Source organism: Aeromonas bivalvium (genome assembly GCF_046078285.1).
GTDB lineage: Bacteria > Pseudomonadota > Gammaproteobacteria > Enterobacterales > Aeromonadaceae > Aeromonas > Aeromonas bivalvium.
This window is the reverse complement of the sequence record NZ_JBGXBV010000008.1, coordinates 18,731-41,270: the sequence shown is the minus strand read 5'-3', so window position 1 is coordinate 41,270 and position 22,540 is coordinate 18,731. Positions and strand designations below refer to the sequence as shown.

General features: G+C 63.3%; 25 protein-coding genes and 1 pseudogene. 10 read left to right on the top strand and 16 right to left on the bottom strand.

Going from position 1 to position 22,540, the window contains the following annotated elements; translation table 11 throughout:
- Positions 1–42: 42 nt before the first annotated feature.
- The 4 genes from ACEUCR_RS16245 to ACEUCR_RS16230 all read right to left on the bottom strand — a co-directional run bounded on the left by ACEUCR_RS16245 (position 43) and on the right by ACEUCR_RS16230 (position 2,370).
- Positions 43–585, bottom strand: coding sequence for a GNAT family N-acetyltransferase (locus ACEUCR_RS16245; protein ID WP_408791434.1), 543 nt, complete (start codon positions 583–585; stop codon positions 43–45).
- Positions 585–1,013, bottom strand: a complete 429-nt coding sequence (locus ACEUCR_RS16240; protein WP_392443588.1) for a GNAT family N-acetyltransferase — start codon at positions 1,011–1,013, stop codon at positions 585–587. The genes ACEUCR_RS16245 and ACEUCR_RS16240 overlap by 1 nt, the downstream gene beginning before the upstream one ends.
- Positions 1,014–1,180: 167 nt before the next feature.
- Positions 1,181–1,612: a GNAT family N-acetyltransferase gene (locus ACEUCR_RS16235; RefSeq protein ID WP_408791432.1), complete on the bottom strand. Its 432-nt coding sequence runs from the start codon at positions 1,610–1,612 to the stop codon at positions 1,181–1,183.
- Between the two features lie 125 nt (positions 1,613–1,737).
- A complete protein-coding gene (locus ACEUCR_RS16230; RefSeq protein ID WP_408791430.1) occupies positions 1,738–2,370 on the bottom strand; it encodes a Vat family streptogramin A O-acetyltransferase in 633 nt (210 codons plus the stop codon).
- A gap of 223 nt (positions 2,371–2,593) precedes the next feature.
- Between ACEUCR_RS16230 and ACEUCR_RS16225 the strand changes: the two genes are divergently transcribed.
- The gene (locus tag ACEUCR_RS16225; protein ID WP_111874373.1) at positions 2,594–3,172 is read left to right on the top strand and encodes a penicillin-binding protein activator LpoB; all 579 of its coding nucleotides are present in this window, start codon (positions 2,594–2,596) and stop codon (positions 3,170–3,172) included.
- A gap of 264 nt (positions 3,173–3,436) precedes the next feature.
- On the opposite strand, the gene ACEUCR_RS16220 is transcribed toward ACEUCR_RS16225, so the two are convergent.
- The gene (locus ACEUCR_RS16220; RefSeq protein WP_041997348.1) at positions 3,437–4,075 is read right to left on the bottom strand and encodes an exopolysaccharide biosynthesis protein; all 639 of its coding nucleotides are present in this window, start codon (positions 4,073–4,075) and stop codon (positions 3,437–3,439) included.
- A 175-nt stretch (positions 4,076–4,250) separates the two neighbouring features.
- Positions 4,251–5,648 (bottom strand): L-cystine transporter, encoded by a 1,398-nt coding sequence (locus tag ACEUCR_RS16215; RefSeq protein ID WP_408791429.1) that lies wholly within the window; start codon positions 5,646–5,648, stop codon positions 4,251–4,253.
- Positions 5,649–5,854: 206 nt separating this feature from the next.
- On the opposite strand from ACEUCR_RS16215, the pseudogene ACEUCR_RS16210 reads away from it, so the two are divergent.
- Positions 5,855–6,037: pseudogene (locus tag ACEUCR_RS16210) on the top strand (GNAT family N-acetyltransferase); the annotation flags it as partial.
- Here the strand turns inward: ACEUCR_RS16210 and ACEUCR_RS16205 are convergent.
- Complete coding sequence (locus ACEUCR_RS16205; protein ID WP_392443578.1) at positions 6,018–6,323, bottom strand: monooxygenase; 306 nt, start codon at positions 6,321–6,323, stop codon at positions 6,018–6,020. The pseudogene ACEUCR_RS16210 and the gene ACEUCR_RS16205 sit on opposite strands and share 20 nt — an antisense overlap.
- Positions 6,324–6,444: 121 nt before the next feature.
- On the opposite strand from ACEUCR_RS16205, the gene ACEUCR_RS16200 reads away from it, so the two are divergent.
- Positions 6,445–6,801 (top strand): winged helix-turn-helix transcriptional regulator, encoded by a 357-nt coding sequence (locus tag ACEUCR_RS16200; RefSeq protein WP_408791427.1) that lies wholly within the window; start codon positions 6,445–6,447, stop codon positions 6,799–6,801.
- Here the strand turns inward: ACEUCR_RS16200 and ACEUCR_RS16195 are convergent.
- The 3 genes from ACEUCR_RS16195 to ACEUCR_RS16185 form a co-directional block, all read right to left on the bottom strand.
- Entirely contained in the window at positions 6,773–7,810 is a 1,038-nt protein-coding gene (locus tag ACEUCR_RS16195; RefSeq protein ID WP_408791425.1) for an acyltransferase, read from the bottom strand. The two genes, ACEUCR_RS16200 and ACEUCR_RS16195, sit on opposite strands and share 29 nt — an antisense overlap.
- Before the next feature lie 176 nt (positions 7,811–7,986).
- Positions 7,987–8,658, bottom strand: coding sequence for a PepSY-associated TM helix domain-containing protein (locus tag ACEUCR_RS16190; protein WP_408791519.1), 672 nt, complete (start codon positions 8,656–8,658; stop codon positions 7,987–7,989).
- A 10-nt stretch (positions 8,659–8,668) separates the two neighbouring features.
- Positions 8,669–10,708 carry a TonB-dependent receptor gene (locus ACEUCR_RS16185; RefSeq protein ID WP_408791423.1) on the bottom strand — a complete coding sequence of 680 codons (2,040 nt, stop codon included), beginning with the start codon at positions 10,706–10,708 and terminating at the stop codon, positions 8,669–8,671.
- 283 nt (positions 10,709–10,991) lie between these two features.
- Between ACEUCR_RS16185 and ACEUCR_RS16180 the strand changes: the two genes are divergently transcribed.
- From ACEUCR_RS16180 to ACEUCR_RS16165, 4 genes are all read left to right on the top strand, one after another.
- A complete protein-coding gene (locus tag ACEUCR_RS16180) occupies positions 10,992–11,474 on the top strand; it encodes a GNAT family N-acetyltransferase (protein ID WP_408791421.1) in 483 nt (160 codons plus the stop codon).
- Between the two features lie 491 nt (positions 11,475–11,965).
- Positions 11,966–12,706, top strand: a complete 741-nt coding sequence (locus ACEUCR_RS16175; RefSeq protein ID WP_041997366.1) for a class I SAM-dependent methyltransferase — start codon at positions 11,966–11,968, stop codon at positions 12,704–12,706.
- A gap of 93 nt (positions 12,707–12,799) precedes the next feature.
- Entirely contained in the window at positions 12,800–13,702 is a 903-nt protein-coding gene (locus tag ACEUCR_RS16170) for a sensor domain-containing diguanylate cyclase (protein ID WP_041997368.1), read from the top strand.
- Positions 13,703–13,872: 170 nt separating this feature from the next.
- Positions 13,873–14,268: a hypothetical protein gene (locus ACEUCR_RS16165; protein ID WP_392443567.1), complete on the top strand. Its 396-nt coding sequence runs from the start codon at positions 13,873–13,875 to the stop codon at positions 14,266–14,268.
- A 75-nt stretch (positions 14,269–14,343) separates the two neighbouring features.
- On the opposite strand, the gene ACEUCR_RS16160 is transcribed toward ACEUCR_RS16165, so the two are convergent.
- A complete protein-coding gene (locus tag ACEUCR_RS16160; RefSeq protein WP_392443564.1) occupies positions 14,344–14,691 on the bottom strand; it encodes a hypothetical protein in 348 nt (115 codons plus the stop codon).
- A gap of 200 nt (positions 14,692–14,891) precedes the next feature.
- Between ACEUCR_RS16160 and ACEUCR_RS16155 the strand changes: the two genes are divergently transcribed.
- Both ACEUCR_RS16155 and ACEUCR_RS16150 read left to right on the top strand, forming a co-directional pair.
- The gene (locus tag ACEUCR_RS16155) at positions 14,892–15,614 is read left to right on the top strand and encodes a response regulator (protein WP_041997433.1); all 723 of its coding nucleotides are present in this window, start codon (positions 14,892–14,894) and stop codon (positions 15,612–15,614) included.
- Between the two features lie 3 nt (positions 15,615–15,617).
- Positions 15,618–16,994, top strand: coding sequence for an ATP-binding protein (locus ACEUCR_RS16150; protein ID WP_408791418.1), 1,377 nt, complete (start codon positions 15,618–15,620; stop codon positions 16,992–16,994).
- A 66-nt stretch (positions 16,995–17,060) separates the two neighbouring features.
- Here the strand turns inward: ACEUCR_RS16150 and ACEUCR_RS16145 are convergent, their stop codons facing one another.
- The 3 genes from ACEUCR_RS16145 to yjbD form a co-directional block, all read right to left on the bottom strand.
- A complete protein-coding gene (locus ACEUCR_RS16145) occupies positions 17,061–19,016 on the bottom strand; it encodes a ligand-gated channel protein (protein WP_408791416.1) in 1,956 nt (651 codons plus the stop codon).
- 309 nt (positions 19,017–19,325) lie between these two features.
- The gene (gene cspE, locus ACEUCR_RS16140) at positions 19,326–19,538 is read right to left on the bottom strand and encodes a transcription antiterminator/RNA stability regulator CspE (RefSeq protein WP_005316548.1); all 213 of its coding nucleotides are present in this window, start codon (positions 19,536–19,538) and stop codon (positions 19,326–19,328) included.
- A gap of 475 nt (positions 19,539–20,013) precedes the next feature.
- A complete protein-coding gene (yjbD, locus tag ACEUCR_RS16135) occupies positions 20,014–20,298 on the bottom strand; it encodes a DUF3811 domain-containing protein (RefSeq protein ID WP_041997385.1) in 285 nt (94 codons plus the stop codon).
- A gap of 394 nt (positions 20,299–20,692) precedes the next feature.
- On the opposite strand from yjbD, the gene ACEUCR_RS16130 reads away from it, so the two are divergent.
- On the top strand, positions 20,693–20,818 hold the full coding sequence (locus tag ACEUCR_RS16130; RefSeq protein WP_280136481.1) for a hypothetical protein: 126 nt from the start codon (positions 20,693–20,695) through the stop codon (positions 20,816–20,818).
- 70 nt (positions 20,819–20,888) lie between these two features.
- On the opposite strand, the gene ACEUCR_RS16125 is transcribed toward ACEUCR_RS16130, so the two are convergent.
- Both ACEUCR_RS16125 and ACEUCR_RS16120 read right to left on the bottom strand, forming a co-directional pair.
- The gene (locus ACEUCR_RS16125) at positions 20,889–21,620 is read right to left on the bottom strand and encodes a substrate-binding periplasmic protein (protein WP_111874290.1); all 732 of its coding nucleotides are present in this window, start codon (positions 21,618–21,620) and stop codon (positions 20,889–20,891) included.
- Between the two features lie 168 nt (positions 21,621–21,788).
- Positions 21,789–22,361, bottom strand: coding sequence for a single-stranded DNA-binding protein (locus ACEUCR_RS16120; protein ID WP_041997390.1), 573 nt, complete (start codon positions 22,359–22,361; stop codon positions 21,789–21,791).
- Between the last annotated feature and the right edge of the window lie 179 nt (positions 22,362–22,540).

Genomic DNA, 22,540 nt, shown 5'->3' with positions numbered 1-22,540 from the left:
TTCACGTCAAACCAGTCTGTAGAATACGCTGTGCTACAGAAGTTAGCCTGAGGGTACTAGGGCGTATATATGCGAATCAATAGGCTGACCATGGAGGAATATGCGGTTCCTTGCCCGGCACTCGAAGGTAGCCCCGGCTGCGATGGCAACCGCTTCGCTGGCGGTGTTGCCAACTCCCATCACGATCTCCAGCCGAAATAGACCCAACTGCTGAAAGCCAAAGTCACGCAGCTGCACGACCGCCTGCCGGGCGATGCCGCAGCCTTGGCGGGATTGCCGCACCCAATAGCCGATATTGCCGTAGCGATGATGGGGCGACAGCTGGTTGATACCTGCGCCACCCAGTAGCTGGACGGTGGCGGCGCAGAAAATGCCTATGTCAAAGGCACGTCCTGCCGCGCGATCCTGATCGCAGCTGGCAAACCAGGCCAGCACCTGCTCCCGGTTGAACGAGGGAGTACACCAGCTCATCCAGCTGCCGACCGTCTCGATGGATTCGTGGGCCGCTCGGACAAACTCGTCGGCATCGCCCGCTTCGAAGGGGCGAATAACGAGATTGGCGTTGGCAAGGCGCTGGAATGGCATCACTTATCCTGCTTTTTCAGGAAGTAACTGATATGCCCCGGCGGCATATCGGGCAGCTGGCCAAAGACCTCGTAACCCTGCTTCTGATAGAAGGGGAGGGCCTGAAAACTGGTGGTTTCCAGATGGTAGTTGGTGATGCCCTTGCTTTGGGCGTACTGCTCCATGGCGCCGAGCAGGCGGCCGCCCCAGCCATCCTTGCGGATGCTTTCGTCAATCCAGAGCCAGTCGACGTGCAGCCAGCCCCACTTGATGTCGGCGATGATGCCGCCGTGAACCTTGCCCTCTTTATCCTTGATAAAGCTGGCGATCCGCTCACGCCTAAGCTCGTACAGCTGCGGGCCAGCCTGACTTACGTTGTAGCCGGAGAGGCCATCTCTCAGCGCTTCGACCTCATCGTCCTGAGGCGGTTGGGGTGGGGTTAGTTGCATAGTGCTTCCTGCTTGATGGTGGTTGTCTCTATGGGGTTGCCGCTTCCAGCTCGGCTATCTGCCCGCGGATGTTCAGTGCCACCTGTGCGGGCTGACCTGTTACACCAGGCAGACAAGAAGGGGGATATCCCAACATGGCTGTCCTGGGTATGGATGTGAATGAATGGTCAGGTCTTTTCGGCGGCAATCCGCTTAAGCCCCATACCAACACTGGCAGGCGCCGTGAGCGAGAAACCGAATTGCTGATAGAGTCGATGAGCCTCCCCATCTGCCAACAAGCTGACATAGCCTGACTCTGGTACCTCGCGGGCGATATAGTTGGCGATCTCCGTCATGATCTTTTTGCCTACCCCTTGACCCTGATATTCAGGCAGCACTGCAATATCAACCACTTGATAAAATGTTCCGCCATCTCCGATGATGCGACCCATGCCGATGGCGGTCTGGCCGCAAAACACCTGGACGGCAAACAGCGTATTGGGCAGACCACGCTCTGCGGCCTCAAGCGTCTTTGGGCTGAGTCCGGCAGCGGTTCGAAGATAGCGATAGGTTTCGACGGGCGGTGTTGAGTGGACGACAGTGAAAGCGGGTGTGGTCATGTTGATAACTCCAGTGGGATCTGATGGTTTTAAATTCCCATGTAACGCACTGATCTGGTGATGGATCCGTGCTCTCCAGGGCTGTGTGGGGAGGCATCTCCTCGATGCCTCCAGGTGGGCAGCTATCACCTCGCCCTCTCCAACTCGCCAATGTCCCCGCCGCTTATCAGCGGCAGATGGCGGCTAATTTGCTCCACCGGCCAGCCCCACCAGGCGAGGGCGTTGAGACGGGCTATGGTGTCGTCGTCGAAGCGGTAGCGGATCACCTTGGCGGGGTTACCGCCGACCACGGCGTAGTCGGGCACGTTACCGGTGACCACGGAGCGGGCGGCGATGATGGCGCCGTTGCCGACTTTGACCCCTGGCATGATCAGGGCGTCATAGCCTATCCAGACATCGTTGCCGATGACGGTATCGCCCTTGTAGGGGAGGCTGCCCGGGGCGGGGGCGGCGCTCTCCCAGCCGTTGCCGAAGATGAAGAAGGGGTAGGTGGAGAAGCCGGAACTCTGGTGGTTGGCGCCGTTCATGATGAACTTGACCCCGCGGGCGATGGCGCAGAACTTGCCGATGATGAGCTTGTCGCCGACGAAGGGGAAGTGATAGAGGACGTTGCGCTCGAAGCCCGCCGAATCCTCCGGATCGTCGTAATAGGTGTAGTCACCCACCTCGATATTGGGCCCCTTGATGGTGTTCTTGATAAAGCACACCTGGGGGAAGCCCTCCATGGGGTGGGGATTGGCGGGGTCGGGTCCGTGCATGGGGCGCTCCTCTGGCGTCTGGGCTCAGGCTACCCTAACGGAACCGGATGGCCCCTCGCCACCCTTTTGTGCCCTGCGCTTCGCCAGTCTCTGTCGTCCCCGTTCCATATGCGCATCGACCCGGGGCGGGTTTGTCTCTAGCATGGAGGGGCGGCGGAGTCTGGCTCCGTCAAAATGGATGATGGACGAAGTGCGCCTTGCGCACTTCTGGCGGAGAGAAAAGATGAAGCTGCGTTCCTTGTTGATGGTGGGTGCCCTCTTGCTGGGCGGTTGTGCGGTCAATCCCTATGGCGGCGCCCCTGCGCCTGTTGCCGAGCCGAGCCAGCCGATGAGCCAGCCGGACCAGCCGGTGGCCGAACCCGAGGCGGTCAAGCCCCCTCCCAAGGCGGTGGCGCCAACCGGCCTGGCCGTTGCCATGGCGGATGCCTTCCTGAAGGCCCCCGAGGTGCAGGCGCTGGCGGGCAGCAGCCCTGTGCTGCTGCTGATGGCGCCCCAGAACGGCACGGGTGAGCCCTTCAGCACCCAGCCCATGGCGGTGGCAATGAGCCAGCGCATTCAGGCAAACAGCGACTTTCGCTTCGCCGATCCCGGCCAGGTTTCCGCCATCACCAGCCAGCTGGAATACCAGCAGGGGGGCATGAACCCGGCCTCCCTGGTGCGTCTGGGTCGCCAGACCGGGGCCGGTTACATGCTCTACGGGGATCTGCTCTCAGAGGGGGGGCGCTACCGCCTCGCCATGAGTCTGATGGACTTGCACAGCGGCGAGCTGCTCTGGAGCGAGAGCCGCACCGCCAGCCGCTGACAATGACCTGAGCCTGCGGGCCATCGGGGGGGCTGTGCCGACTGCCTCCCGATGGCCTTATCAATCCGCCGCATCAACTCGCCTCATCAACCCGCCTCATCAAACCGCCTCATCAAACCGCCTCTGCCCCTGTCTATCTTGCCTCGCCTGCGATGGCACCATCCCCCTGACGGCCGTCATGGTGGGCATGGGTTCCCCTGGCCGCTCGATCAGCGGCCATCACCATCGCGGCCAGCGTGCCAGAAAGCGCCTTCGCGGCGCCGTTTAGCCAAACAGGCCGGAGAGCCCCTGCCCGGCCATCAGCACCCCCAGGGCCAGCACGGCGAACCAGATCAGGGTGGCGGCGACCAGGGCGTAGCCGAGGGCGACGAAGCAGCCGTCTCGCTGCAACATGCCGGTCGCCAACAGCAGGATGGCCCAGGCGGGCAGGGTGTTGGTGAGGGGGATGGCGCCGAACGGCATCATCAGCAAGACGGCGGCCAGCATGATCATCAGGCCGTTGGCCCGGTTGATGGTGCTGCTGGCGGTCAGCACCAGCAGGCGCGGGCGCACGAACCTGTCCAGCCGGGCCAGCAGATCGGCCCCCTTGTGCAGGGTCGATTTGAGCTGCTCGGTGGCGAAGCGGCGCGCCATCAGCCTGGCGGGCAGCCAGGGCATACGGTTGAGGGTGATGCCGATGCCGATGAAGAGGATCAGCAGGCCAAACACGCTGCTGATGCCGGGAATGCTGACCGGCAGCAGGAAGGGCACCGTCAGCAGCAGGCAGAACAGCAGCATGCCCTGCTCCCCCACCAGGGCGAGCAGTTCCCGCAGGCTGATCTGGCCCTCGCCCATGGCGGCGGCCGTGTGACGCAGGGTGTGGGAGAGGCGATGCTGTGGATCCTTGAGTGGTGCGGCAACCATGACAGTTCCTTGCTGGGGTGGATATGAGAGTGTGAAAACCGGGCCCGGGGGCGGGTCACAGCATAGGGGAGCGGGGTGAATCGGCGATGAATGGCGCCGCCGGATGGGCGGCGCTGCTGGGGCGTGAAAGCGATCAGGGGAGCCTGGCTCCCCTGTCTGGTCGGAACCGGCGGGATCAGGCCTGGCCGTGAGCCGCTTCCTCTCGCTGCTCGCCATTGAGCAGGGCCTGGTCGGTCTGGCCGAGCAGCTGGCTGGTGATGGTCCCCGCCGTCATGGCGCCATTGACGTTGAGGGCGGTGCGCCCCATGTCGATGAGGGGCTCGACCGAGATGAGCAGTGCCACCAGGGTGACCGGCAGCCCCATGGCGGGCAGCACTATCAGGGCGGCGAAGGTGGCGCCGCCACCGACCCCGGCGACCCCGGCGGAGCTGAGGGTGACGATGGCGACCAGGCTGGCAATCCAGAGGGGATCCAGCGGATCTATGCCCACGGTCGGCGCCACCATGACCGCCAGCATGGCCGGATAGAGACCGGCACAGCCGTTCTGGCCAATGGTGGCACCGAACGAGGCAGCGAAGCTGGCGATGGCCTCGGGCACGCCGAGGCGGCGGGTCTGGGCTTCCACGTTGAGGGGAATGGTGGCGGCGCTGGAGCGGCTGCTGAAGGCAAAGCTCAATACCGGGGCCACCTTGCGCAGGAAGGTGATGGGGTTGACCCCCACCAGGGCGAGCAGCAGGCCATGGACCAGGAACATCAGGCCCAGCCCCAGGTAGGAGGCGAGCACGAAGCTGCCCAGCTTGACGATCTCCTCAGGGTTGGAGCTGGCGACCACCTTGGTCATCAGGGCCATCACCCCATAGGGGGTCAGTGTCATGATGAGGCGCACCAGCTTCATCACCCAGGCTTGCAGGGTATCTATGGCGGCGAGCACCTTCTCCCCCCTGCTCGCGTCGTCCCTGTGCAGCTGCAGGGCGGCGACCCCCAGCAGGGCGGCGAAGATCACCACGCTGATGATGGAGGTAGGGTTGGCCCCGGTCAGATCGGCGAAGGGGTTTTTGGGAATGAAGGAGAGCAGCAGCTGCGGCACCCCCAGCTCGCTCACCCGGCCGAGGTAACTGGTCTCGATGGCGTCGAGGCGGGCGCTCTCCTTCACCCCTTGCACCAGCCCCTCGGCGGTCAGGCCGAACAGGTTGGTGACCAGCACGCCGACGAGGGCGGCGATCAGGGTGGTCAGCAGCAGGGTGCCCAGGGTGAGCAGGCTGATGCGACCCAGGGAGGCGGCATTGTGCAGCTTGGCCACGGCGCTCAGGATGGAGGCGAACACCAGGGGCATGACGATCATCTGCAGCAGCTGCACATAGCCGTTGCCCACCAGATTGAACCACTCGATGGAGGCGGCAATGGCCGGATGACCGGCGCCGTAGCCCAGTTGCAGCGCGAAGCCAAACAGCACCCCCATCACCAGGCCGGTCAGCACCTTGCGAGATAGGCTCCAGCTCGGCTTGCTGACCCTGGCCAGGGCCGTCAGCAGGGCCGCGAACAGCAGCACATTGATGATGAGGGGGAGATTCATGGGGCCTCCAGGGCTGAAACAGGGATGGATGGTGCCGGAAAAATCCGGATCAAATAGGGCTGCGTATGGTACCAGCCATCCCGGCCCCCTCTTAGACATAAAAGATATTTCATAGAAGGATCAGACGGTTGGCCTGGCTCCAGCCGGGGGCGGCCGTATCGCCGCCGGTGTGCCGTGCCCTGATGTCGGCCGATTGCGCTGAGACTGGAGGAGCTGCGAGCGCCGTGACGGGGTATGCCGGGGAGCTCGGCATTCATACCCTGCTTGCGGATATCGAGCCGGAGAATGGGCCCAGCCAGCGGCTGTTCCGGCGGCTGGGCTTCGTCTGGCAGCAGGATACCTGCTATCGCTTGCCGCTGGGCGAGGGGATCACACCAGACCGCGGGTGACGCGGCTGAGGGGCTCGTTGACGTCGAACACCTTGAACTGCACCGCGCTGGCGCCCATGGCGAGCACCCGCTGCTCGTGCATGGTGGCGTAGGCGAGGGCACTCCCCTCGTCCTCGAACAGGTAGATGCCGCCCGCCTCGCCGGTGCGCGGGTTCTCGGTCCAGATCTTGGAGATGAAGCCGGGCTCCCTGGTGATGGAGTCGGCCAGCGGCATGGCCGCAGCGGTGAGGGCCGGTCCCATCATCGCGGCGGGGAAGGTGAAATGGATCTGCAGCAGACTGGGCATGATAAACCTCTCGTGGGTGTTGATTGACGGGATCCGCATCATAGGAAGCCGGCATCTTGGCTGCAAGAAGGCACATTTTCGTGGCATAGTTACCGCAAAGTAACCACTCGCGAGCCATACCGTGCCCTCACTGCCCTGTCCCGCCTATCAGGTATTGCGCCTGCTGACCGGCAAATGGAAGCCAGCCATCCTGTTTCATCTGCGCGAGCAGACCCTGCGCTTTGGCGACCTGCGCCGCAGCCTGCCCGAGGTGAGCCAGAAGGTGCTCACCGCCCAGCTCAAGGAGCTGGAGCGCGACGGCGTCATCATCCGCACCCTCTACCCGGACGTGCCGCCCAGAGTGGAGTACAGCCTGAGCCCCCTTGGCGTCGCCCTGCTCCCCCTGCTCCAGCAGATGCACGATTTTGCGCTGAGCCACGTCGATCTGCTGGCGGGGCAGGATCCTGCTGCTAGCGGGCCCGCAACAGCCAGCCGCTGAACCGGTTCGTCGCCAGCAGTCGGTAGCCGAGCAGGGTGAGCGCCAGCAGCGCGGGCACCTTGAGGAGTTCCCACCACACCAGCTTGCCCTGGGGGCCGAAGATCATCAGCCACACCACCAGCATCATGTGCAGGCAGTAGAGGCCGAGCACCTTGGGAGCCTGGCGCTCCAGCCAGCTGCCCCGGCCCCACGCCGGGTTGGCCAGCAGCAGGCCGAACAGCCCCAGCGCCCAGGGGAGCGAACCCAGCAGGAAGTCGTGGCGGTTGAGGGGCACGGCGGCAAAGCGCAGCAGGCCTGCGGCCTCCAGGGCGTAGAGCCCCATCCCCGCCACCATCAGCAGGGCGCAGCGCCTGGCATCCGGCTGCCAGCCACGCAGGCGCAGCTCGGCGCCGAGAGCCACGAACAGCAGGGAGAAAAAGGGGCCGTTGCGGGTCAGCAGGGCCCACTCGCCCCCCAGCAGCAGCGGGCCGTAGGAGCCGCCGAGCAGGGCCAGACCGTAGAGCAGGGCCCCCAGCAGCAGGGCGAGCCTCGGCAGGCCAGCCTGCTGGCAGAGTCCCAGGATCAGCACAGCCACCATCAGGGCGGGCAGGAACCAGAGGTGGATCATGCCGCCCACCCACCAGACGTTGAGGGGATCCCCCAGCTGCATCTGCCACTGGCCCGCCATGGCAGGCAGGTAGCCCTCGCTCACCGCCGCGAGCGGGTTGAAGGGCACCAGCAGATAGATCAGGCTCCACGCCAGCCAGAGCCCCAGCAGGGGGCGACAGTAGCGCAGCGCCACCGTCAGCGGGTGGCCCGCGGCGAGGGCGGGTTGCAGGAAGTAACCGGCGCACAGGAAGAACAGCGGCACCGCGAAGCGGCAGAGCTGGTTGATGATGGCCCCGACCAGAGGGTAGGGCGTGCCGTCCCACAGGGCGGGGTCGAAGGGGTTGCTGAAGGGGGAGAGATGAATGGTCATCACGGCCAGGATGGCCACCACTCGCCCGCATTCGATGCTGGAGATGCGCATGATTCCTCGCGGCGTTCGGGAGCTGGGCGCACCCTATCAGCCACAGGCGCTTTCTATCCAGCCGCCTGGTCGCCAATTGTGACCCCCATCGGCGGCCGGTTACCCTTTGTTACCCGGCGGATGGGCAAGGTTACCGCCGCCGGGAGCGGGATCCCGTTTTGGTGTCGGTAAACGCCCTAGAGCAGGGCCACCAGCACGGTGACCAGGGCGCCCAGCAGCAACAGGACGATGCCGCGACCGGCCGGGCCGTGCAGCTTGTTCCACATCAGCAGGCTGGTGAGGGCCAGCAGCAGCATGGCCAGGGCCGCGAGATCGCCGACCAGTTGCCAGGGCAGGCCTGTGCCCATGCCGCGATGCAGCCGGTTGAGGCTGGCGGCGACGTTGGCCTGCTGCAGCTCGGTGCGCACCAGCAGGGTGCCTTCCACATAGCTGGCGGCCACGCTCTGACCGAGGGTGACGCCACGCAGCTCCCAGCGAGCCGGCAGGGTGAGCGGGCCGGATGGGGTGGGCAGGGTCTGGGGCGGGGTGATCTGGGGTCGTCCCTCCTCGAACATGTCTGCATAACGCCGTTGCAGCAGGGCTTTCAATTCATCCGGGCTGGTCAGCGGCGTACTCAGCACTATCTCTTCGCTGGATTTGGCGGTGTGGGGGCCGGGCAGGGGCAGCACGGCCCTGTGTTGCAGCCAGAGGCCGGTGAGGCCGTAGAGCAGCATCAGGGTGAGGGTGGCAAAGCCGGCCCAGGCGTGGATGCGGCGCACCCACTTGTTGTTGTGCAGGGGGAGTCTCTTGCGTTTCATCTTGCGCACTTCATAAAAAAACTGGCCAGCAGAGGCTGGCCAGTGGGGGATGGGGTGGGGATCAGAAGCGGTAGGCGGCGGTCAGATGCAGCTGACGGGGCGTGCCCGGCATGATCTGGGCCGCGCTGGTGGCGCTGACGAAGTAGTCGTGGTCGGTCAGGTTCTCGGCGCTCAGCTGGGCTTCCCACTGCTGCCAGCGGTAGCCGGCACGGGCGTCGAAGCGGGCGTAGCCGGGCAGGGTGGTGGTGTTGGCGTTGTCGGCGAAGCGATCCCCTACCGCCGTCACCCCGGTCTCGCCGAACCAGCCCTGCTTGCCGCTCTGGTAGCCGGCAAACAGCTGGCCGTTCTGGCGCGAGACGTTCATCGGCCGCTTGCCTTGCAGCGCCTCATCCGCCTTGACCTGTTCGGCATCCTGGATGGCGACGCCGCCGCGCAGATAGATCTCGTCGGTCAGCTGGGCACGGGCGCTCAACTCGATGCCGTCGGTGCGCTGCAGGCCGGTGAGGAGCACGCGGGTGGGATCCAGGGGATCCTTGCTGCGCTTGTTGTACATCTCCAGCCGGTAGAGGGAGAGGGTGGTGGCCAGGCGGCCATCCAGCCAGTCGCTCTTCACGCCGCCCTCGTAGAGCCGGGTGTGCTGGGGATCCAGCTTGTTGTTCTTGTCCCCCGGGGTAAGACCGATCAGCTCCCCTCCCACCGGGGTGAAGGTCTTGCTGTAGGAGGTGTAGAAGGCGTGCTCCTCGATGGGGTTCCACACCAGGCCCAGGCGCGGACTCAGGCTGGTGACCGAGACGGTCTGCTCCTTGTCGAGGTCGTTGCGGCGGCTGGTGACGGTGAAGTCGTCGCGGCGCAGGCCTGCCAGCAGGTGCCAGTCACCCAGGCTGAGCTGATCCTGCACATAGAGGCCGACACCGCGCACCCTGTGGCTGGCGTCGCTGGCGAGCTTCATGGCGCCGTCATAGGTGGGCAGGGAGTCTGGATCATAGAGGTTGCCTGCCGGGATCGGGCTGGCGTTCTGGTAGAGCCTGGGGGTGCGCTCCTGCCAGCTCTGCTCGACGCCCACCAGCAGGCGATGGCCGACGGGGCCGGTCTGCAGCTGGCCTTCGGCTTCGGTGTTGCTGGTGAGGCTGCTGGCCTTGAGATCCTGCTGCCAGCGGGCGCGGGTCACCTTGTCCCCCTTGACGCTGGTGACATAGGTGTTGTCGAACTGGCTGTCGAGGGTGGTGTAGCCGAGCTGCTGGCGCAGTTGCCACTGATCGTTGATGTCCCAGGTGAGGCGGGATCGGGTGGACTGGGCCAGATCGTCGATGAAGTCGCGGCGGGTGTCGCTGTAGACGTTCTCGATGGGGACATCCGCCGGGCGACCATCGACGCCGGGGATGCCGCGATCCGGGGTACGATCGTGCTCGTTGCGCTCGTACTGCACCAGCCAGTTCAGGCTGTCGCTGATCTCCCAGTTGACGGAGGGGGCCAGCAGGGTGCGCTTGCTGGTCACCTCGTCGCGAAAGCTCTCCTTGTCCTCCTGGGCCAGGTTCAGGCGCAGTTGCACCCGTTCCCCTGCCTCGCCGTTGAGGTCGGCGGCGAAGCGTCGGCTGTCGAAGCTGCCGACCCGGGCGCTGACGCTGGAGGCCTGCCCCCTCTGGGGCGTCTTGCTGACCCGGTTGACGATACCCCCCGTGCTGCCACGGCCGTAGAGCACGGCGGCGGGGCCCTTGAGCACCTCGACCCGCTCTATGTTGCCAAGGTCGCGGGTGTATTGCATGTCGTCGCGAAAACCGTCCAGATAGAAGTCGTTGCTGGCGCTGAAGCCGCGGATGTTGGCGCCGTCAAAACGGGTGTCGCCGCTGGCGTTGACCCCGGGGATGCCGGTCAGGGCCTCGCTCAGGGTGGGCTGGCCGAAGGCGGTCAGCTCGCTGGCGGACACGCTGTCTATGGTCTGGGGCACCAGCTTGGCCGGGGTGGCGGTACGGGTGGCGGTAGCGACTTCGTCGTGCTGGCTGCGTTTGCCAAAGACGGTGATGCTGTCGTCGGCCTGGGCGCTGGCGCTCAGGGACAAGAGGGCGGCCCACACCAGGGTATGGGTCTGATTGAGGTGTTGCATGTGTTGATCGACTCTAGAAAATTTGCCTGAAGCTATTGATTTATTTGTAATTATTGATGTGCACCCATTTCGGGAGGATGCTAATGATATTGATTTTCATTAGCGTGGCAAGGAGAAGATGACAAATATCCGCCCCCCGGGCGGCAGCGGCCGATGAGCGGCGTCAATCGAGTTGGTGGTGTGCATCATGCGAGTCTTGGCGCCGCCGAGAGGGGAAGTTAGTATCGGCACATTGCGCCCCGGGCGTACCCCATGGAACAGTGGACAAGGAAGGAAAAGGAACATGACAGAGATCATCAGGGCAGACCTGCATAACCGGCAACATGGCGAGGCCCTGGTCTCCTTGCTGGACGAATACGCCAGAGACGAGATGGGGGGCGGCAGCCCGCTGGCGGACGAGGTGAAGGCGAATCTGGCCAAAGCCCTGGCCGGGCGCCCCGGTGCCCATGTGCTGCTGGCCTGGGTCGATGGCGAACCCGTCGGGGTGGCGACCTGCTTCGAGGGCTTTTCCACCTTCTCCTGCCGCCCCCTGCTCAACATTCACGACATTGCCGTGCACCCGGCCCATCGCGGTCGGGGTCTGGGCAAGGCGCTGCTCGCCGAGGCGGATCGCCTCGCCCGGGAGCTGGGTTGCTGCAAGTTGACCCTGGAGGTGTTGGAGGGGAACAAGGTGGCCCAGGCCGCCTACCGTGCCAGTGGCTTCGAGGGTTATGAGCTCGACCCGCAAGTGGGCAGGGCCATGTTCTGGCACAAGCGCCTGGCCTGAGGGGACTCTTGCCTGGGGGAGAAGCCGGCGCTAGAGTAGCGCCTGCGTGTTTTCCCCCATTGCCAATCCAGGGTGCCGTGCCGCCTCGGGGCGGCCCCTCCGCCAGGACAAGATGACTTCTCTATATGCCTCGGATCAGCGAGTGACCCGAGTGAGCTCCGAACAGCCGCGTGCGATGACGCTTTGTCCGGAGCCTGATTCGAAAGCCTGAGCTTTCGACCTCATTCATCGTCCCACCCGCCTGCCGGTGTCCTGGTGACACCTGGCTGCGCCCGGCCGTGGGACGATAACCAGAGGGCCACAGACAATGCTGTCTGTGGCCCTTTTCGTTGGATTGGTCCTTGATAGCGACCAATGCACCGCGAGCAGAGGGCCCATCGGGTCCTCTGCTTTTTTATTGCCTGGCCGATGCACCTTGTGTTTCATGACCGGATAACTGCACTCGAGTGAATCTTTCTGCCAGACTTGCCTTGCTGACCCAGGAGTCAAACATGTCACAAAATATCTATGATAATCAGGCGTTCTTCGAAGGTTATGCCCAGTTGCCCCGCTCGGTGCATGGGCTGGATGGCGCCCCCGAATGGGCGTCGCTGCGGGCCATGCTGCCGCCGCTGGCGGGCAAGCGAGTGCTGGATCTGGGTTGCGGTTATGGCTGGTTTTGCCGCAGCGCCCGGGAGCAGGGGGCGGCCGAGGTGCTGGGGATCGATCTCTCCAGCAGGATGCTGGCCCGGGCGGCCGAACTGACCCGGGATCCGGCGATCCGCTACTGTCAGGGGGATCTGGCGGCCCTGACCCTGGAGGGGGAGCCCTATGACCTCGTCTACAGCTCCCTGGCCCTGCACTATCTGCCCGAGGTGGCCCCCCTGTTTGAGCAGCTGTTCGATGCGCTCCATCCCGGTGCCAGCCTGGTGTTCTCGGTGGAGCATCCCATCTTCACCTGCCCGCAACCGCAGGGCTGGCTGCAAGACGAGCAGGGGAGGCGCTCCTGGCCCATCAACGGTTATCAGGCCGAAGGGCGGCGGACGAGCGACTGGCTGGCTCCCGGGGTGATCAAGTATCACCGCACCCTGGGGAGTTATCTCAATGCCCTGATCGCCGCCGGGTTCCAGCTCGAGCGGGTGGAAGAGTGGGGGCCGAGTGCCGAGCAGATCGCCGCCAATCCCGCCCTGGCCGAGGAGGCGGAACGCCCCATGTTGTTGCTGGTCGCCGCCCGCAGGCCCGCCATGAGGTGAGCCGCTGGCCTTCAAGAATGAGGCATGAGATAAGAAGGAGGCGCGGGATGGACGCCTCCTTGTCTGTCCGAGACCGCTGACGAGGAAGGGCCCATGGCGCTGACGGTGGAACAACTCTATGAAGTGATGGCGCAATTGCCGGATCCCGTGTTCATCCTGAGCGAGGAGGGTGACTACATCGAATACATAGGCGGCATAGAGCAGAGCGCCTATCAGGATGGCAATCCCCTGGTGGGCAAGCGGCTGCAGGACATGCTGCCACCGGACAAGGCGGCCTGGATCATGGCCAAGATAGCCCTCACCCTGGCCACGGATCAGGTGCAGGTGGTGGAGTATGAACTGGCGGCCGCCGAGGTGAAGGATATCGATGCGAAGGCGGGCCCCCAGGGGATGCAGCGCTTCGAGGGCAAGATAGCGCCCCTGCCATCGCGCTACGACGGCAAGCGCGCCGTCTCCTGGATCACCCGCAACATCACGCACCAATACGCTCTCCAGCAGCGCCTGCAACAGCTGAGCGAGACGGACCCCCTCACCGGGTTGCATAACCGCCGCTACTTCTTCGACCATTTTCCCCGCCTGATCCTGGAGCAGGCACGCTCCGGTCTCATCATGCTGGACATAGATCACTTCAAGCAGATCAATGATCGCTTCGGCCACCAGCAGGGGGATGCCGTGCTGCAAGGCTTCTGCGCCTGTGTGGCGGCCCGGCTGCGCAGCCAGGATCTGTTCGTGCGCAGCGGCGGCGAGGAGTTCCTGATCCTGCTGCCCGGCCTGCATGGGGCCGGGCTCTGTCTGGTCGCCGAGCGCATTCGCCGCGCCGTGGCCGAGATGGTGGTGGAGGCGCTCCCCACCGGGCTTCACATCTCCGTCAGCCTGGGCACCACCGAGGTACTGCCCGGGGAAGCGGTGGACGCCGTGCTGGCCCGGGCCGACGAGTGGCTCTATCGCGCCAAGCGGGCGGGACGCAACCGTTCGGCCCACTGTCCGCCCCTGTGAGGTGCGTCATTTCCTGGCCAGGGCCCTGCCTTGCCTCATCCCCTGCTCCTGGAGGGCTGCGGGGGGAAATGGGCGCCACTCTTGTCCGTATTTCTCCCCGGTCGCCTTGACGAACGGGATTGCGACCTGTTCTCATGGCCCCCCTTGTTGCTATCGATTGGAATCATGTCATGAAGAAAGTCTTACTGGTTGCCCTGACCTCACTGCCGCTGTTTGCCCATGCGGGCCTGTTCGATGCGGTCACGGACGCCGTCTCCGACACCACCAAGGAGATGGCTCTCGGCGCCGCGGACAGCTACACCAACGAGGCAGTGCAAAAGGCGTTGGGGATCAAGGAGGGGGTATCGACCCGGGCGAGCATCAAGGAGAAGTTCGGTGAGCCGGCCAGCACCGGCAAGGAAGAGCAGCTGGAGCTGTGGTACTACGACATGGCGAACCTGAGCGAGAGCTCGCCGACCCTGGCCCAGACCGGCAAGGCCCTTGTGCCGGAGCTGGACAAGAAGCAGGTGGTGATCCGCTTCGAGGGAGAGACGGTCAAGAGCCTGCGGGTGGTGGACAAGGCGTAAGCCGATCGCCCCCGGGGGACTGGATGCAGAAAAACAACAAGGGGCCGGTCGGCCCCTTGTTGTTGCTGGTCTGGATTACTGGTGCGCGTCGGCGAAGGCCTTCATCGCCTCGGCATGCTTGGTCATGCCCTCGGCCCGCTCCCCCAGCCGCTTGACGAACTCGGCCTGCTTGGCCGGATCCTCTATCTTGTCGTAACGCTGCTGCAGGTGAGCCTGGATCTCTGCCGGCGTCATCTTCTGCATGCGCTCCATACGGTCGTGGCGCTTGTGGTGCTTGCCATCCATCCCCTTGCCACCCATGGGGCAGTCGACGGCGGGGCGCTCGGACGGCGCGGTGGCGGCGGCTTCGCTGGCGGCATAGGCGCCCAGCGGCAGGCCCAGGATCAGGGTGGCGGTCAGCAGGGTCTTGGTCAGTTTTTTCATGGGTAACTCCTGTCGGATGAATACGGGTAGAGGCTGTTTCGCCTTGGTATCCAGTAAACACCGTGGAAGTGTCTGAATTTTGCCAGTTGAAGCCTATTTTGTAGCAGAGTGTGGCATCTTGGCGCTCTGGCACACTTTGACACAACCCGCCCGAGTGATTCTCGTATAATCGCCCCAGCTCGATAACGGGAGAGACAATGATGAACCAAGGTAGCCCTCATATTCTGGTGGTCGACGATCACAGCGAGATCCGCGATCTGCTCAAGCGCTTTTTGGAGCAGCACGGCATGCGCGTCAGCTGTGCCCGTGACGGGCGGGAGATGAAGAAGCTGCTGGAGGAGCGGGAGTTCGACCTGCTGGTGCTCGACCTCATGCTGCCCGGGGAAGATGGCCTCACCCTGTGCCGCGAGCTGAGGGTGAAGTCGAACCTGCCCATCATCATGCTCACTGCCATGGGGGAGGAGACGGACCGCATCATAGGGCTGGAGATGGGGGCCGATGACTATCTCGCCAAGCCGTTCAACCCGCGGGAGCTGCTGGCCCGGATCAAGGCGGTGATGCGCCGCACCCAGGCCGATCAGCAGCCGGTCGCCGAGACCCTGTCCCGGGACCTGCGTTTCGATCGCTGGCTGCTCGACATCAATCGCCGCGAGCTGATCGACGAGGACGGGGTGGGGCTCAGCCTCTCCACCGCCGAGTTCGACTTGCTCAAGGTCTTTCTGGAGCGACCCCAGCGGGTGCTGAGCCGGGATCAGTTGCTGGATCTCGCCCGTGGCCGGGAGGCGGTGGCCTTCGACCGCGCCATCGACACCCTGGTGAGCCGGCTGCGGCGCAAGCTGGAGCGCGACCCCAAGAACCCGGAACTCATCAAGACCATCTGGGGTGGCGGTTACCTGTTCGCCGCCGATGTGACCCAGGTGTGATCCATGAACCTCTTCACGCGACTCTGGCCCAAGGGGCTCACCGGACAGATAGTGCTGGTGGCCCTGGCGGGGCTCATCCTGATCCAGCTGCTCAGCATCCAGATCTACCGCTCGGACAGGGAGGAGGCCCTCGGCTTCGTCAACAGCCGCAACGCCATGCAGCGCATCGTCTCCGTGGTGCGCTTGCTCACCCTCTCCCCCCCTGAGCTGCACCGGGAGATCCTCAAGGCGAGTCGCAGCGAGACCCTGTTCCTGCGCCTGGCCCACGAGCCGCTGCAGCCGGACAATCGCAGCCCCCGCTTCGAGGCGCTGGTGCGCAGCAAGCTGGGCTATCCCCCCGGGTTGATGGTGGAGATCAGCGCCGAGCTCAGCAAGGATGCTCCCCGCAGCCGGGCCTGGCGCCATCATGTGCGCATGATGGACGATCGCAAGGGGCCGCCGCCCCAGGACATGCGCCTCTATGGCTCCATCGAGCTGCCCGGCGGCCAGTGGTTGCAGTTCAGCTCCCTGGTGGACAAGGAGGCGGGAGCCTGGTCCCTGCGCACCACTTTCAACCTGCTGCTGGTGGCCAGCCTGGTGATCGGCCTGATGATCTGGCTGTTTCGTCGCGCCACCCGCCCCCTCAAGCAGCTGGCCCACAACGCCGACAAGCTGGGGCGCGGCGAGGAGACGGCCCTGCTCAAGGAGGAGGGGCCCACCGAGATCCGCGACTCTATCCAGGCGTTCAACCGCATGCATACCCGGCTCGAACGCTTCGTCCAGGACAGGACCCAGATGCTGGCCGCCATCTCCCACGACCTGCGCACCCCCATCACCAGCCTGCGGCTGCGCAGCGAGTTTCTGGCCGATGGCGAGGACAAGGAGCGCATCCAGCAGACCCTGCAGCAGATAGAGCAGATGCTGGCGGCGACCTTGAGTTTCGCCCGGGACGAGGGCACGGAGGAGCAGACCCGGGAGCTGGATCTGGTCAGCCTGCTGGAGAGTCTGTGCGATGACTATGCCGATACCGGCCAGCCGGTGCACTTCGTGGCACAGGGCAAGCTGGTCTATGCCTGCCGTGCCAATGCCCTGCGCCGGGTGTTGCAGAACCTCATCGGCAACGCCCTCAAGTATGCGGGCGAGGTGGAGGTGCGCCTCGACTCGGGCCCTCACGAGCTGCTGATCCGGGTGATGGATCAGGGGCCCGGTATCGCCAGTGAGCGGCTCGAGGAGGTGTTCAAGCCCTTCGTGCGCCTGGACGAGGCGCGCAATACCGCCTCGGGCAGCGTGGGGCTGGGACTCTCCATCGCCCGTACCCTGGTGCATCAGCATGGCGGCGAGCTGACCCTGCACAATCGCCCCGAGGGGGGACTGGAGGCCAGGATCAGCCTGCCGCGCTGAACGCGGCCCTCGAAAATGAAACAGGCCCGCACTCGGCGGGCCTGTTTCGTTGCTGGCAAGGGTTGATCAGAACTGGTAGGTCAGCCCCAGATTGTAGCGGCGTCCATCCAGCACGGTGCCATAGCTGGCGTAGTCCACCGTCTTGTCCAGCAGGTTGTAGACGCCGGCGGTGACACTCAGTGCCTGGTTGGCCTTGTAGACCAGACCTGTGTCGAAGAAGGTGTAGGAGGGGGTGCCCTCTGCCATCCTGACCCGGCTCAGGTAGTCCGAGGTCTTGCTGCGGAAATTGACCCTGGACCAGAGGCTGACCGCCTCGCTGGTCTGCCAGTCGACCGTGGTGTTGAACATGTGGCGCGGCATCTGGTTGAGGGCCTTGCCCTCCATCGGGCCGCTCTTTTGCTCGGACTGGGTGAAGGTGTAGCTGGAGGCCAGCGACCAATCCTGGTTGATGGCCCAGTTGGCCGTGCCTTCCACCCCGCGCATGTTCGCCTCGTCGACGTTGATGCGATCGCTGATGAAGTCATAGGTGTGGCCGTTCAGGGTACAGGCGGGATCCTCCTTGCTGGTGCAGCGACGGGTCTCGGCTATCTTGTCCTCGAAGTCGGTATTGAACAGGGTCAGGCTGGCGTTGAGCCCCTGCTGTCCATCCCACAACAGGGCAATCTCTTCGCTGACGCTCTTCTCCGGCTTGAGGGCCGGGCTGCCCACCAGCATGCCGTTCTGGGTGCCGCCCCCGGTGGCCTGGCCCCAATTGGCGGCGGACATGCGCAGGTCGGGGGAGCGGTAACCGGTGGAGACGCCGCCCTTCAGGGTCCAGTGCTCGGCCGGGTGCCAGACCCCGTACAGACGCGGACTCCAGTGGCTGCCGTAGTTCTGATCCCTGTCCATGCGGATGCCGCCGGTGAGGGCGAAGCTGTCGGTCAGGGCCCACTCGTCCTCCACGAACAGGGCCCAGCTCCAGCGGGTCAGCTGGTCGGCGCGGCCGGCCACGTTGAGCTGATTGCCCTGATCCTGCAGATCCTCGTAACGGTATTGGCCGCCGACGCTCAGGTAGTGATCCCCCAGGATGAGCTGGGTATGGGTGTCGACAATGGTGTTGATCATCTTCATCTGCCGACCCGGGTTGGTGTTCTCTTCCCGTTGCAGATAGCTGGTGGAGGAGCCGAAGTCGTAGTGGCCGTCATGGGTGATGGCGTAGTTGGTGCGCTCGTAGGTGCTCAGGTTGGGTTTGGCCTTGGCCGAAATGGATTCACCCGGCGTGCGATCCCTGTCTTGCAGGCCGCGGCTCAGCTCGAAGTCGATTCGGTTGTGCTCGTCCGGGGTCAGGCTGAACACGGCGGTGCCGCTGCGGGTCTCCTGCTCGGCGAAGCCGTTCTGGAACTGATCCTCGCCGCGATGGGAGAGCTGGCCATTCAGGCGCACCCCCAGCAAGCCGTCCACCAGGGCGCCGGCGGTGTAGGCATCGGTCTGGAAGATGTCACCGGACGCCTTGTTCTCCTGGAAGGTGCTGTCGGCATGGACCGAGCCCTGCCATGCCGTCATGGAGGCTGTCTTGCGGGTGATGACGTTGATGACGCCCCCCATGGCGTCCGAGCCATAGCGGGAGGACATGGGGCCACGCACCACCTCGATCCGCTCGATGGCTTGCAGGGGCGGCAACCAGCCCTGCTCTATGCCGGGGCCGTCGCTGTTGGGGCGGGTGCCACGGCTGTCGACCCGTTTGCCGTCCACCAGCATCAGCGTGTATTTGGCCCCCATGCCGCGGATGCTGATGTCGCTGCTGCTGCCGCCACCGGTGATCACGACCCCGGGCACGTCTTTCAGGGCGTCGGTCACGTCACGGTAGGCGCGTTTCTCCAGTTGCTCCCGGGTCACCACAGAGATGGAGGCGGCCGAGTCTTCGATCTTCTGCTGGAAACCCGAGGCGGTGACCACCATGACTTCGTTCTGGCTGGCGTGAGCCTGGCTGGCCAGTGCGGCGAATATCAGGGTGGCGAGAGGGGTGATGCGGATGCTAGTCATGAAAACCTGAACTCCTGGCAAGGAAAGTTTCTCGGCTCGCCTCTGTGTCCCGGGATCTTGGTGTCGCACTGGGTGGGCGGAGCTGAGCCTCAAACGGATTGTGTTTGTCGGCAGGCATTTTATGCAAACGAGAATCAATTGCAAATGATATTGATTTTCATTTGTTTGTTTCTGAGGGAAGAGGGCTTGTCGAGGAGAGGTATAGTCCGGATGCCAGACGACAAAAAACCCGCCGAGGCGGGTTTTTTTAAATTCTTGCAAGTGGTCAGTCAGCAGGCATCTGCCTGATTACCGGCCTCTCGGCTTGAATTACAGACCAACTACGTTGGCAGCAGCCGGGCCTTTCTGGCCTTGCTCGATGGTGAACTCAACGCGCTGACCTTCGTCCAGGGTTTTGAAGCTGGTGGACTGGATGGCGGAGAAGTGTACGAACACGTCTTTGCTGCCGTCAGCCGGGGAGATGAAGCCAAAACCTTTTTCAGCGTTGAAGAATTTAACGGTACCAGTCATTTTGTTAGACATAATAATTTCCTTTTGAGTGTTTAAGTGCCATATGGCAATTTATGATTTTTCGTCAGAATACGTATGGCGCACTAAACAAGGAGAATTATTTGATAAGAGAAATCTAAGATAACGCCTATCTAATCACTGCTTTACTAGAGACTACCTAACATAATGTGGTCTGAACTACCGAACCATCGAGAAAGATTAAAACACGCCCCCTCTGCGATAGCAATCTTTATCTCGCCAATCCTTTTTTTCTGCAGCCATTCTGGCGGTGAAATCTTGCCGGAAAAGGGGGGGAATCATCCGCTGGATGTTGGCGGATCGAGAGTGGGATCCTTGGCCAGCCTGCCCTGGCGGGGATCATCACACCCATCATGAGCCATGACGAGCTGGCGCGACATGAGGGTGAAAAAAACTTTAAAAAGCAGCTGATGGTGCAGGTGGGGGACTCTGCAAGGTCGCCCGGCCCCGGAAGCCGCCGCCAGCGGGCTCAGCGGCGGCCGCGGAACTTGCCACTGACGGAGTCAATCCAGCTGAAGGTCTCTGGCAGTACCTGGTTGCGGGCCCGTTCCTTGGCTTTCTCGCGGGCGATGCGGGAAGCTTCCTTGGCGGCTTCGGCGCGATCGGCCACGACCTTGAGGCGACCCTCTTCCCGGATCTTGTTGCGCTCGCCATTGGTCAAGGGGTGATCCGCATTGGCCTGTGCCTTTTGCAGCAGTTGGGTTATTTCAGCCTTTTCTTTCTCGGTGAGATCTTTCATTTCCAGCTTTTTCACGGGACTCTCCTGGCAAGTTGGTAATGAAGCACCTTATCACATATCGTTGATTATTTCTTATTCCCCTCTTGCCATTGGTTTTTACCCTTGTCATCGGCGTCATTATTTTCTCTGAAGCGTTTTTTGCCTTAAAAAATAGTGGCTCGAACAGGCGGGTGTATAAATTTCACCGTAACCAGACAATAAATAAAATAACGATAGATATGAGTGGCTTGCCCGGATCCCGGGTCAATGTCTTGCTCAAGCTGGGCTGCAGATGGGGATGGATCCTGGCTCGGGTTCAGGGGTATGCTGGGTCGCCCCTGTTCGTTGGGGGCAAGTCAGTACTAGTAGTTAACGATTCGGATGGCAACAGGGGCCTGGCCCCGTGTGTCGGTCACATTTTTGGAGTTTGATGATGAGCAACAAAGAACATCACAACGGCAAAGATGGCAAGAAGAAGCCGCAGATGTCACTGAAGGAAAAGCGCGAGGCCAAGCGCCAGAAAGCCGAACTCAAGAACGGCAGCGCCATGAAGTAACTCAGCTCAGCCGAGCCAGTACCAAAAGCCAGCCTCTGTGCTGGCTTTTCTATGGCTGGCTCTCCCCATTTCAGGGGCTGACATCATAGTCGGCAAAGATCTGCTCGTAGCGGCCATCGACACGCATGGCCAGCAGGGCCCGATCGAAATGATCCCGCACCGCCGCACTGCGAAAGGCGAAGTGGTAGAGGGTGGGAGCGAACAGGGAGTGAGCCAGGATCTGTGCCCGGGAGCCATGGAGGGGGTCGGCGGGTTGCAGCTGATCCAGAAAGTAGTGGAAGACTCGCTCTTCCATGATCACGGCATCCACCCGGCCGAGCAGCAGCTGACGCACCTGTGTCTGCTGTTTGGCCACCTCCTCGTAGTGGGGATTGCGGGCGGCCACGGCGGCAAAGTCTGGTCCCAGTACCCGAGTGGCTCGCTGAAAGGCGGTCACCCTCATGGTGGCCAGGTCGTCCAGGCTCATGAGCGTGAAGGGGGGCAGGGTGAAGACCTGGTTGCGAAAACGGATGACGGGGCGGGAGAGAAAGGCGCCGTCCAGCATGCCGGGTCTGACGTTGATGATGGCATCCAGCTTGCCGTCGGCCAGCATGCGGAAGGTGCGTTCCAGGGGCAGGTACTGGAAATCGAGACGATATTCGCTGCCGTCGAAGGCGGCGCGCAGCAGGTCCAGCTCAATGCCTCGGCCCTGCTCCTGGATCACATAAGGGGGGATGGCGAAGCTGACGCCCACCTTGAGTGGCTGGGCGCTCAGAGGCCCGCTCAGCAAGAGTGCGATGATCAGGAGTCCGCGTGCGATCATGGTGTGCCTGTCATGTTGTCATCCGCCTGCATCATAGCGAATTCCCCGAAGCGGCAGGGAGTGCGGTGACCGGATAGGTCAACATTGGGGGGAGAGTGCGGCTTGGCTGCGACAGTCGTGGACATGGAAAAAGGCCCTGAATGGTCAGGGCCTGATCGCAGGTATTTTTTAGAAGGGAATATCGTCGTCGAAATCCATCGGCGGTTCGTTGTAGACCGGCGGAGCAGACTGGGGTTGCTGCTGCGGGCGGCTGTAGCCTCCCTGCTGCATGTTCTGCTGAGGGGCGGCGGGACGTTGCTGCATGTTCTGCGCGGGAGCGGCCTGCTGCGGCTGACCCCAGTTGCCCTGAGACGGCTGGCCGCCCATGCCTTGACCGGCGCCACCCTGGGGGCGACCACCCAGCATCTGCATCACGCCACTGAAGCTGTCGACCAGTACCTCTGTGGTGTAGCGCTCCTGGCCGCTCTGATCTTGCCACTTGCGGGTCTGCAGCTTGCCTTCGACATAGACCTGGGAGCCTTTCTTCAGGTACTCGCCCGCCACTTCGGCCAGCTTGCCCATGAACACCACACGGTGCCATTCGGTGCGCTCTTTCTGCTCACCGGTCTGCTTGTCGCGCCAGGTTTCGGAGGTGGCCAGGGTGATGTTGGTCACGGCACCGCCGCTCGGCATGTAGCGCACTTCCGGGTCTTGTCCCAGGTTACCGATCAGAATGACTTTGTTGATGCCTCGACTGGCCATAATCTCTCTTCCACCTTTATATACCGACCAGCAGTCTGGTCTGAATGTCACACAATGTTGCCGTCGCACAGGGCAGGTGCCGTCTTAATCGACGTCTGCCGCTCGCCTGTCGCCAACCGGGGCTGAGCCCGGCCATCGACATCCGATTAGCCGGCAATAGTAACAGTTGATGCCCGGGA

Bases quoted from the DNA above. Each gene is read 5' to 3' on its own strand.
- ACEUCR_RS16245 (WP_408791434.1), bottom strand. From the start codon at position 585: ATGCCATTCCAGCGCCTTGCCAACGCCAATCTCGTTATTCGCCCCTTC.
- ACEUCR_RS16160 (WP_392443564.1), bottom strand. From the start codon at position 14,691: ATGAAAAAACTGACCAAGACCCTGCTGACCGCCACCCTGATCCTGGGC.
- ACEUCR_RS16170 (WP_041997368.1), top strand. From the start codon at position 12,800: ATGGCGCTGACGGTGGAACAACTCTATGAAGTGATGGCGCAATTGCCG.
- ACEUCR_RS16230 (WP_408791430.1), bottom strand. From the start codon at position 2,370: ATGCACGGACCCGACCCCGCCAATCCCCACCCCATGGAGGGCTTCCCC.
- ACEUCR_RS16175 (WP_041997366.1), top strand. From the start codon at position 11,966: ATGTCACAAAATATCTATGATAATCAGGCGTTCTTCGAAGGTTATGCC.
- ACEUCR_RS16150 (WP_408791418.1), top strand. From the start codon at position 15,618: ATGAACCTCTTCACGCGACTCTGGCCCAAGGGGCTCACCGGACAGATA.
- ACEUCR_RS16180 (WP_408791421.1), top strand. From the start codon at position 10,992: ATGACAGAGATCATCAGGGCAGACCTGCATAACCGGCAACATGGCGAG.
- ACEUCR_RS16195 (WP_408791425.1), bottom strand. From the start codon at position 7,810: ATGCGCATCTCCAGCATCGAATGCGGGCGAGTGGTGGCCATCCTGGCC.
- cspE (WP_005316548.1), bottom strand. From the start codon at position 19,538: ATGTCTAACAAAATGACTGGTACCGTTAAATTCTTCAACGCTGAAAAA.
- ACEUCR_RS16205 (WP_392443578.1), bottom strand. From the start codon at position 6,323: ATGCCCAGTCTGCTGCAGATCCATTTCACCTTCCCCGCCGCGATGATG.
- ACEUCR_RS16165 (WP_392443567.1), top strand. From the start codon at position 13,873: ATGAAGAAAGTCTTACTGGTTGCCCTGACCTCACTGCCGCTGTTTGCC.
- ACEUCR_RS16130 (WP_280136481.1), top strand. From the start codon at position 20,693: ATGATGAGCAACAAAGAACATCACAACGGCAAAGATGGCAAGAAGAAG.
- ACEUCR_RS16220 (WP_041997348.1), bottom strand. From the start codon at position 4,075: ATGGTTGCCGCACCACTCAAGGATCCACAGCATCGCCTCTCCCACACC.
- ACEUCR_RS16240 (WP_392443588.1), bottom strand. From the start codon at position 1,013: ATGCAACTAACCCCACCCCAACCGCCTCAGGACGATGAGGTCGAAGCG.
- ACEUCR_RS16235 (WP_408791432.1), bottom strand. From the start codon at position 1,612: ATGACCACACCCGCTTTCACTGTCGTCCACTCAACACCGCCCGTCGAA.
- ACEUCR_RS16185 (WP_408791423.1), bottom strand. From the start codon at position 10,708: ATGCAACACCTCAATCAGACCCATACCCTGGTGTGGGCCGCCCTCTTG.
- ACEUCR_RS16120 (WP_041997390.1), bottom strand. From the start codon at position 22,361: ATGGCCAGTCGAGGCATCAACAAAGTCATTCTGATCGGTAACCTGGGA.
- ACEUCR_RS16225 (WP_111874373.1), top strand. From the start codon at position 2,594: ATGAAGCTGCGTTCCTTGTTGATGGTGGGTGCCCTCTTGCTGGGCGGT.
- ACEUCR_RS16155 (WP_041997433.1), top strand. From the start codon at position 14,892: ATGAACCAAGGTAGCCCTCATATTCTGGTGGTCGACGATCACAGCGAG.
- ACEUCR_RS16125 (WP_111874290.1), bottom strand. From the start codon at position 21,620: ATGATCGCACGCGGACTCCTGATCATCGCACTCTTGCTGAGCGGGCCT.
- ACEUCR_RS16215 (WP_408791429.1), bottom strand. From the start codon at position 5,648: ATGAATCTCCCCCTCATCATCAATGTGCTGCTGTTCGCGGCCCTGCTG.
- ACEUCR_RS16145 (WP_408791416.1), bottom strand. From the start codon at position 19,016: ATGACTAGCATCCGCATCACCCCTCTCGCCACCCTGATATTCGCCGCA.